The following is an 8,902-nucleotide window of genomic DNA, read 5'->3' as shown; positions in this document are numbered from 1 at the left end:
CTCCGCGCCCGCGGCCCCCCCCCCCCCCCCCCCCCCCCCCCCCCCCCCCCCCCCCCCCCGGGCCGCCCCCCCCCCCCGCGGCGCGGCGCCCCCCCCCCGGGCGCTCGGCGCGCCGGGGGCGGGTCAGGCCGCCGGGTGTACCAGGCCGTACTCGTAGGCGAAGGCGACCGCCTGGACGCGGGCGTGGCCGCCGATCTTGGCGAGGATGTGGCTGACGTGGGACTTGACGGTGGTCGGGGCGATGGAGAGGCGGGCGGCGATCTCCGCGTTGGACCAGCCGGAGGCGACGGCGACGAGGACGTCGCGCTCGCGCTCGGTGAAGGCGTCGAGCCCGACGGCCCGCTCGCGCGGCCGCGGCACGCGCTCCTGACGGACGGTGTCGATGAGGGCGCGGGTGAGTTCGGGGGTGATGACGGCGTCCCCGGCGGCCACGACGCGGATCGCCGCGGTCAGTTCGTCGGAGGTGGCGTCCTTGAGGAGGAATCCGCCGGCGCCCGCGCGCAGGGCGGCGTAGGCGTACCCCTCGTCATGGGTGGAGGTCAGGACCAGCACCCGCGGCTGATGCCCGGCCGGCCCCGCGGAGGTGCTGCGGACCGGTGCGAGGTGTGAGGGGTGTGCGATGCGGCGGATGGTCGCGATGTCGTCGGGGTCGGGGCGGTGGCTGCCCATCAGGACGACGTCGGGGCGGAGTTCGGCGCTCATACGGACCGCTTCGGCGCCGCTCGCGGTGTCGCCCACGACGGTCAGGTCGGGCTCGGCGGCCAGCAGCATGCGCAGGCCGAGGCGTTGGAGGGACTGGTCGTTGACGACGAGTACGGAGGCCATGGCTGTCGTTCTCCATGAGGTGGGGGCAAACGCCTCTTATGAACGAAACGGTTTCGTTCACTTGGGAGTCAGGGTAGCCCTCGGACTCATCGAAACGGCATCGTTTTCTTGTGCTGTGGATCACACCGGAGACTCGCCCGGGGGAGGCGTGACGGGGCCCCTGCCTTTTCTCAAGGCGGGGACCCCGGTCGTTTATGCCCAGCAGCCGTTGACGGTCGCGGCGAGACCGTCCATGGCGTCCTTGATGTCGTTGGGGTTGGCCGTGGAGCCGTTCTCGATGAACGAGAACACCTTCCACTTGCCGTCCTTGCCCTGTGTCAGACCGCTCAGGGCGATGGCGCCGGTGAGGGTGCCGGTCTTCGCGTGCACCTTGCCGACGGCGCACTTGGAGTTCACGTCGTCGAAGCGGCCCCACTCCGGGCCGAGGGTGCTGCCGGCCTCGCCGGAGACGGGCAGGCCGTCGAGGATGGACCCGAGGGTGTGGGCGTAGCGGGGTTCCGTCAGCAGTTCGAGGATGTCCGCGAGGGTGGCGGCCGGGATGCGGTCGGCCCGCGACAGGCCGCTGCCGTCGTACATCTCGAAGTGGTCGAGCGACACCCCGTACCGCAGGCTCAGCACCTGGCGCACGACCTCCGTGCCGTCCTCGAAGGTGGCCTGGCGGCCGGCGCCCAGCGCGGTCATCCGCAGCAGGGTCTCGGCCATGTTGTTGTCGCTGGTCTTGAGCATCGTGTGGACGATGTCCGACAGCGGCGCCGACGTGTGCCGGGCGACCGGCACGTCGCCCTTGCTCGCCGTGGCTCGGGCGACGGCGCCGTCGACCGTGACGCCGGCCGTGGTGAGTTGCTGGGCGAAGACCTGCCCGGCGTCGAGGGAGGTGTCCTGCACGCCGTGCCCGTCGACGACGAGAGGCCGCACGGGGGCGACCGAGTCGGGGTAGTAGCCGGTGTTCCAGCCGTTGGCCAGGGTCGGTTCGGGGAAGAGGCTGTCGTCCACGGCGACCTTCACCGTCGTCAGCCCCGCGGCCTTGAGCCCGGCGACCGCGGTCTTGGCCAGCTCGGTGAGGTCGGCGGTGGTCAACGTCCGGTCGCCGCCCCCGATGAGGGTCAGGGTGCCGTTGCCGTAGACGACCTTCGTGGTGAAGCGGTGGTGGGGGCCGAGAACCGTCAGGGCCGCGGTCGACGTGGCGAGCTTGACGTTGGACGCCGGCATCATCGCCGTCGCCCCGTTGTGGTCCCACAGCGTGCTGTCCGAGTCGGCGTCGAGGACGACCCCGCTGACGTTGGCGCCCAGACGCTGGTCGAGCACCCGGGTTTCGAGGTTCGTGACCATCTGCTGGTCGTCCGTGTCGAGACCCTGGCTCGGTGCGGTGTCCTTGGCCGTCGTGCCGATGCCCTTCTCGGCGGCGAACGCCGAAGGGCCGGCCAGGGCGGCAGAGGTGACGGGAACGGCCAGCGCGAGCACGATCGCCCGCCGGACGCCGGTGCTGCTCTGCTTGGCCTTGCGGTGCCGGCGGCGACCGCCCGGGACAAAAGAGTTCACAGGGGTTTCCGCCGTTATGTCGTTCATGGATTGTCTCAAGGCTTTCGTGTGGGGGCCCTGCGCGAGAGAATTTCGGCGCACCATACCACCCGTCACATGCGCCCCACGGGTGACATATTCGCCTGCTGACGGAAATTCAGTGGCCGGAATTCCCCCTCTTTCACGCCCCGTTCAGGAAGTCGTCCCCAGGCTCTGCGTCGTGTAGGCGCATTCCGTGTAGATGTAGCCCGATTCGAGTTTCGCCGTGTCCGAGGCGGGCGAGGCGAGGCTGTCGTGCATCGGCTTGTGCAGGAAGTACGTGGTGCCGACCGGCAGGCTGATGGTGCGCTCCGGATAGTTCTTGCCGCTGTCGCTGCAGGGCTCGAAACCCGGCGTGATGGTGCGGATCATGGAGTACGCCTTGCAACTGCCGCACCCCTTCAGGGTGAAGCTGCCGGTGACCGGCCCGGTGTAGAGGACGGTGATCTCGTCGGGGCTGTCGTTCTGCACCGTGACCGAGATGCTGCCGCCCTGCCGGGTCGTCGGCAGGGACTTGCCGGCGGCCGGAACCGTCTGGGCGATCTCCGCAGCTATCGCGATCTTCTTCGCCAGGGCCGCGTTCTTGGCGGCCTTGTGGCCGGAGGCCCACTCGGTCATCGTCGTCTGCGCCGACTTGAAGTCGCCGTCCCGGTACTGGTCCACGCCGCAGGTGTACGTGCCGTTGTCGGCGCTCGCGTCGGCTCGCCGGGCGTCCTTGTCGAGAGCGGCGCCGACCTCCGCCCGCTCCGACGGCACGGCGACGATCTGCGAGCCGAGCGTACGCAGCCGCTCGACCGCCGAGCACGGTTCCGCGCCGCGCAGGTCCTTCTCCGTCCGGACGACGGCGGCGGCCACCGCCGGCTCGGCCTTCGCGGCCTGCGCCGACTCGGGGAACGTGGTCAGCAGCTTCCCGAACTGCGCGGCCCAGGTGTCGCCGCCTGCTGTGAGCGCCGTCGACGCGCATTCGTACAGCGAGGTGGCCAGGCGGTCGTCGGGCCAGGACGTCAGCTCGCCGAGGTCGGTGTCGGGCAGGCTCTTGGGGACCGTGCGCAGATACGTCAACGGCTCGATCGCCTGGCAGTAGTCGCCCTGCTGGTAGGTGGCGCCGACGGTCGTGTAGAAGGTCTTCATCCGCGCGGGCACCCGCTCGGCCGCCCGGGAGCCGGGATGTTCGGCCCGCAGGTCCGCGTAGGCCCCCAGTGCCTTGCGGTAGTCGGCCTGGGCGGTGGAGAAGGGCTTCTCGCCGGCGGCCTGCACCAGCCGGTCGGCCTCGTCGAGCCGGTCGAGGAGCATCTGCTGCGTCGCCTCGTCACGGGCGTCGTCGTACAGCACGACACCCCCGGCGGGCACGACGAGCAGGAGCAGCCCGAGTCCGAGCGCGAGCGGCGCCTGCCGGAGCCCGGCCGACGAGGTGCGCAGGCCCAGGCGCGCACCGTGTGCCGCCACCGCCACGAGGAACCCGGCGTACACCACGAGCGCGAAGACCGGGACGCCGTCCGGGTCGGCCGGCAGCGCCACGAACAACAGGACGGCGGTGGCGATCCAGCACAGCACCGTGAGGGCCCGGCGGCGCATCAGCGCGTAGCCCAGGCCCAGTCCGCTGAGGTTGAGCACGGCCACCGCGACCGCCCGCACACCGTCCGCCGGGGCCGGCGGCGGGGCCGCGGGCATGGGCGGGACGTGGAACGTGTCGTAACCGCCGGTGTCGTCGTATCTGTCGTGCTGGTCCCCCGACATGGTGGCTCCCCCCGGTCAACTTCGCCCGCACACCGCTGATTTGTCAGTGTACGGGCGAAGAGGGCGCCTCCGACAGAGGCGGCGGGGGCGGGAAGCCGGCCGGGCCGCCACCGGGGGCAGAGGTGGCGGCCGCGGCAGCTATCGCATCAGGCATGGGTCAGGCCACACCTCCCACCGTCTTCTTGCGGCGCAGGGCGTAGAAGCCGGTGCCGGCGACGGCGAGGATGCCGAGACCGGCCGCGGTCACCGAAGGCGTGGCGAGGGCGCCGCCGCCGGTGTGCATGCCGCCGCTGGGCTTGTCGTGCTCCTTGCTCCAGCCGCCCGACTCCTCCTTGTCACCGCCCCAGGAGTCCTCCTTGCCGTGCTCGCTGCCGTGGTCCTTGTAGGTCTCCGGGTCGTACTTCGGGTCCTTCGCGCCGCGGTCGCTGTTGTCGTTCAGCAGGGCCAGCGCGCCGCCGCCGGTGTGCATGCCGCCGTGCGGGCTCTCGTGCTCCCCCTTGCCGTGCTCCTTGCCGTGCTCGGAGTTCTCATCCTTGCCGTGGTCCGAGTCCTTGCCGTGCTCGGAGTTCTCGTCCTTGCCGTGGTCCGAGTCCTTGCCGTGCTCGGAGTTCTCGTCCTTGCCGTGCGAGGAGTCCTCCTCGTCGCCGTAGGAAGACTCGTCCCCCTTGCTGGAGGAGGATTCGTCCCCCTTGCTGTACGACGAGTCGTCCTCCTTGCTGTACGAAGAGGAGTCGTGGTCCCGGTCCCCGTCGGCGGCGTGGACGCCGGGGGCGCCGATGGCGAGGGCGGCCGTGGCCGCCGCGGTGGCCAGGATCATGCGAGCAGAACGCATCTGATGGTCCTTCCGTCACGACCGGGCAGCCGACACTGCGTCAGCTGACGTGACCCGGCCCGACGTGATCCACCGTCAGGCAGTCGTCGCGCCGCCACCACTCGAGGCGCTCACCCGGGTGAACCGGCCCGCCCCGCCCACGATCCGCGCCCCCGATTCGCCCTTCTTGGAGAATCACTCAAATGGCGCAGAGGTAAAACGATTCCCGGGGTGAAGAGGCGCGGCATCCGGTCACCTTCGAGGGCAACGCGCACGATCCTGAGGCAGGCATCCGGCATCCGGCATCCGCCCGGATGCCTCGTATCCGGCCCCGATGCCTCATATTCGGCAAGGAGTTCTGCTTTGCGTGTTCGTCGTACGGTGCTCAGCACCCTCGGTTCCGTCGCACTCGTGCTCGCCTCTCTGGGCGCGGTGACCGCCGCCGCCACGAGTCCCGCGGCAGCGAACCCGTGCGGCTTCTACGAGACCGGTTCCGACGCCTTCTACAACCACTGCACGTCCGACGGCTCACATGTGGTCATCAAGGTCGAGGTCGCTCTGGCGCCCGACGACGAGTGGTGTGTCGGTCCTGGCACGACCTGGCTGGGCTCGGCCCGCAAGATCCAGGGCGCCCACTACACCGGCCGCACCTGCTGACAGGCGCTCACCCAGCGGCTGCCGGGGTCCGGGACGAAGTCGCCCCGGACCCCTGAAGCTAATGGTCGTAGGTTGAATGCTAGTGCTTCTGGGTTGCGTGTTTTCCGTGACGTAAAGTCGAGGGGGGCCGGCGTGCCGCTGGAGCCGGTGCGGTTCGCGGTCCTGGGGGCCGTGCGGGCGTGGCGGGGGGACGTGGAACTCGACCTCGGCGGGCCGCAGGAACGTGCCTTCCTCGCCCTGCTGTGGTCGGGGCCGGCCGGCCGCCCTCGGTGAGATCGTCGACGTGCTGTGGGGAGCGGCTCCGCCGCACAGCGCGGTCAACGTCGTCCGACGGCATGTCGGTTCGCTGCGCCGACTGCTGGAACCGGGCCTGCCCGCCCGCGCGGCGGGCCGCCGGCTGCTGCGGGACGCGGGCGGATACCGGCTGCCGACCGACGGCGACTCCTCGGATCTGCCGAGGTTTCGCGCACTGCGCGACGAGAGACGCCGGCTCGCGCAACGGTCACCCGCGCGGGCCCTCGAACTCCTCGCCGAGGCCCTGTCGTTGTGGCGAGGACCCATCGCCGACGGCCTCCCCGCCCAGGTCCGCACCCACCCGGCGTTCGACGCGGTGGACCGCGAGCGGCTCGCCGCGCTGCGGGAAGCGGCGAACGCGGACACTGGCCGCCGCTGGTGCGGGTCATGGAGTACGTCGAACTGCACCTGACCGACCCGGATCTCTTGCCGGAGGTCATCGCCCGCGCCCATCGCATCTCCGTGCGCTATCTGCACAAGCTGTTCAAGGAGGAGGGCACCACGGTGGGCCGGTGGATCCTGCGCCGTCGGCTGGAGGAGTGCCGACGCGACCTGATGCGGAACGGGCGGGGGAGCCGGACCATCGCGGCCGTGGCCGGCCGATGGGGCTTTCTGAGCGCCGCGCACTTCAGCCGGGTCTTCCGGTCCGCCTACGGCATGTCCCCGCGCGAATGGCGGGACATGGCAGGACGTGGGGGGCGACGGGGCGTGACGCGCGGGCCGGGAATCGCGGGCCTCGGCACAGGCACTTTCCCGTGCACTGTCGGAACAGGCGTGGTGCACAGGTGGGCAATTGCCGGCCGCCGTCCGCATTTAGCGTGACCGGCAGCACAGCGCTACGCACATCCATCACAGCAGGAGCTGCCATGTCCGACGTAGTCGAGCCGGTCACGCCGGTCCTCGAGCCCGCTGCCCAGTCCTTCGTGGAAGCCACCGCGAACCCGCCGTACCTGTTCGACCTACCCCCGGCGGAGGGGCGCAAGGCGGTCGACGAGGTGCAGTCCGGCGAGATCGCGGGGCCGGCGGTCGACGAGGAGTGGATCACCGTGACCGGCGGCCCGACGGGCAGTGTCCGGGCCCGGATCGTCAGGCCCGCGGGGGCCGAAGGCGTTCTGCCGGTGATTCTCTACATCCACGGCGCCGGCTGGGTTTTCGGCAACGCCCACACCCACGACCGGCTGGTGCGCGAACTCGCCGTCGGCGCCGAGGCGGCCGTGGTCTTCCCCGAGTACGACCTCTCGCCCGAGGCCCGCTATCCGGTCGCCATCGAGCAGAACTTCACCGTCGCCCGGTGGATCGTGGCCGAGGGCGCGTCGAAGGGCCTGGACGCCACCCGGATCGCCGTGGCCGGTGACTCCGTCGGCGGCAACATGACCGCGGCGCTGACGCTGATGGCGAAGGAGCGCGGCGGGGTGCCGCTGGTGCAGCAGGTGCTCTTCTACCCGGTGACCGACGCGAGCTTCGACACCGGTTCCTACCACCAGTTCGCGGAGGGCTACTTCCTGCGCCGCGACGGCATGCAGTGGTTCTGGGACCAGTACACGACCGACGAGGCCGAGCGCGCCCAGATCACCGCGTCCCCGCTGCGCGCCACCACCGACCAGCTCACCGGGCTGCCCCCGGCCCTGATCGTCACCGGTGAGGCCGACGTCCTGCGCGACGAGGGCGAGGCCTACGCGAACAAACTCCGCGCGGCCGGCGTTCCCGTCACCGCGGTGCGCTTCCAGGGCATCATCCACGACTTCGTGATGCTCAACGCCCTGCGTTCGACGTACGCGGCCGACGCCGCCATCGCCCTGGCCGTCGGCACCCTGCGCGACGCCCTGCACATCTGACCTCCAGGAGGCAGACGCCTTCCCGTAGGCGTTCGCCACCAACGTGGTCTGCGACGCGGTGCGGGCCACGAGCCGACGCCCCGTCGCCCAAGACAGCCGCGCGGACGTGTCCCCGTGCGCGTCCGCGCGGTGCCACGCAGGGAAACGGCCTCGCGAAGAGGGACCGGCCCGGCGGCGGTCGGCGGGCCGTCAGCGGATCCGCGCGCGTCGTACCAGGTCGGCGGCGGCCTCCGGCCATTCGGGGTGCTCGAAGGCGAAGCCCGCGTCGAGCAGACGGCCGGGGACGACACGGCGGCTCTTGAGGAGCAGTTCGGTGTCCGAGCGCAGCGCGAAGGCGCCGAGTTCTGCCATCCACTTCGTGGCGGGCAGACCGACCGGGACACCCCACGCGCGGCGCAGGGCGCGCATGAAGGCACGATGGGGGAGGGGAGCGGGCGCGGCCAGGTTCACCGGTCCGGCGAGGTCGTCGCGGGCGACGAGGAACTCGACGGCACGGACGAAGTCGTGGTCGTGGATCCACGACACGTACTGCGCGCCGCCCGCGACCGGGCCGCCGAGCCCGAGCCGGGCCAGCCGCAGCAGGACGTCGAACACCCCGCCCCGGTCCGGGCTCATCACCATCGCCGAGCGCAGCGCCACCTTGCGGGTGTGCGGGGTGTCGGCCTGCTCCTGCTCCCGCTCCCAGGCGGTCGCGATGTCGACGCTGTAGCCCCAGTAGCCCGGGACGCCGGGTTCGCTGCCGCCGATCACGCCGGTGGCCTCGTCGTTCGGGGCGTCGAACCGGTGGGCGTAGACGGTGGCGGTGCTCATCTGCAGCCAGACCCCCGGCGGCCGTGCGGCGGCGGCGATCGCCTCGCCCACGACCCGGGCCGAGTCCACCCGCGAGTCCATCATGGCCTTCAGGTTGACGGGGGTGTAGCGGCAGCTGACGCTGCGGCCGGCCAGGTTGACCACGACGTCACTGCCGTCGATCGCCTCCGTCCAGGGGCCGAGGGTCCTGCCGTCCCACGCGACCTCGCCCCCGGCCTCGCTCCGGCCCATGGGCCGCCTGCTCAGCACCACGACCTCATGTCCGGCCGCGGTGAGCGCACGGCGCAGAACGCTTCCCACCTGTCCGGTCCCGCCGGGCAGCACGATCTTCATGGGTAAGGTCCCCTCCCTGTCGGAAGAGGACCCTACCCCTCAT

The 8,902-nt window shown here is 71.4% G+C and carries 9 protein-coding genes and 1 pseudogene; 5 read left to right on the top strand and 5 right to left on the bottom strand.

The window, feature by feature from the left end; all coding sequences use genetic code 11:
* Positions 1 to 123: 123 nt before the first annotated feature.
* The 4 genes from ACIBTS_RS11980 to ACIBTS_RS11965 all read right to left on the bottom strand — a co-directional run bounded on the left by ACIBTS_RS11980 (position 124) and on the right by ACIBTS_RS11965 (position 4,951).
* Positions 124 to 825, bottom strand: coding sequence for a LuxR C-terminal-related transcriptional regulator (locus ACIBTS_RS11980; RefSeq protein ID WP_399318680.1), 702 nt, complete (start codon positions 823 to 825; stop codon positions 124 to 126).
* A gap of 192 nt (positions 826 to 1,017) precedes the next feature.
* Complete coding sequence (gene dacB, locus ACIBTS_RS11975) at positions 1,018 to 2,391, bottom strand: D-alanyl-D-alanine carboxypeptidase/D-alanyl-D-alanine-endopeptidase (protein ID WP_399318678.1); 1,374 nt, start codon at positions 2,389 to 2,391, stop codon at positions 1,018 to 1,020.
* A 144-nt stretch (positions 2,392 to 2,535) separates the two neighbouring features.
* Complete coding sequence (locus ACIBTS_RS11970) at positions 2,536 to 4,119, bottom strand: hypothetical protein (protein WP_399318677.1); 1,584 nt, start codon at positions 4,117 to 4,119, stop codon at positions 2,536 to 2,538.
* A 157-nt stretch (positions 4,120 to 4,276) separates the two neighbouring features.
* A complete protein-coding gene (locus tag ACIBTS_RS11965; RefSeq protein ID WP_399318675.1) occupies positions 4,277 to 4,951 on the bottom strand; it encodes a hypothetical protein in 675 nt (224 codons plus the stop codon).
* A 342-nt stretch (positions 4,952 to 5,293) separates the two neighbouring features.
* Here ACIBTS_RS11965 and ACIBTS_RS11960 point away from each other — a divergent pair, with 342 nt between their 5' ends.
* The 5 genes and pseudogenes from ACIBTS_RS11960 to ACIBTS_RS11940 all read left to right on the top strand — a co-directional run bounded on the left by ACIBTS_RS11960 (position 5,294) and on the right by ACIBTS_RS11940 (position 7,716).
* Positions 5,294 to 5,587, top strand: coding sequence for a DUF6355 family natural product biosynthesis protein (locus ACIBTS_RS11960; protein ID WP_319673969.1), 294 nt, complete (start codon positions 5,294 to 5,296; stop codon positions 5,585 to 5,587).
* A gap of 132 nt (positions 5,588 to 5,719) precedes the next feature.
* A complete protein-coding gene (locus tag ACIBTS_RS11955) occupies positions 5,720 to 5,860 on the top strand; it encodes a hypothetical protein (protein WP_399318673.1) in 141 nt (46 codons plus the stop codon).
* Positions 5,811 to 6,293, top strand: coding sequence for a BTAD domain-containing putative transcriptional regulator (locus ACIBTS_RS11950; RefSeq protein WP_399318672.1), 483 nt, complete (start codon positions 5,811 to 5,813; stop codon positions 6,291 to 6,293). The genes ACIBTS_RS11955 and ACIBTS_RS11950 overlap by 50 nt, the downstream gene beginning before the upstream one ends.
* Positions 6,287 to 6,559, top strand: a pseudogene (locus tag ACIBTS_RS11945) (helix-turn-helix domain-containing protein); the annotation flags it as partial. The gene ACIBTS_RS11950 and the pseudogene ACIBTS_RS11945, both read left to right, overlap by 7 nt.
* 188 nt (positions 6,560 to 6,747) lie before the next feature.
* Complete coding sequence (locus tag ACIBTS_RS11940; protein WP_319675206.1) at positions 6,748 to 7,716, top strand: alpha/beta hydrolase; 969 nt, start codon at positions 6,748 to 6,750, stop codon at positions 7,714 to 7,716.
* A gap of 189 nt (positions 7,717 to 7,905) precedes the next feature.
* Here the strand turns inward: ACIBTS_RS11940 and ACIBTS_RS11935 are convergent, their stop codons facing one another.
* Positions 7,906 to 8,859 (bottom strand): TIGR01777 family oxidoreductase, encoded by a 954-nt coding sequence (locus ACIBTS_RS11935; RefSeq protein ID WP_399318669.1) that lies wholly within the window; start codon positions 8,857 to 8,859, stop codon positions 7,906 to 7,908.
* Positions 8,860 to 8,902 lie beyond the last annotated feature (43 nt).

This window comes from Streptomyces sp. NPDC050121 (genome assembly GCF_044460385.1).
GTDB classification, from domain to species: domain Bacteria; phylum Actinomycetota; class Actinomycetes; order Streptomycetales; family Streptomycetaceae; genus Streptomyces; species Streptomyces soliscabiei.
Note: the sequence above shows the minus strand (reverse complement) of the source record. Positions and strands in the feature narration are given on the sequence as shown.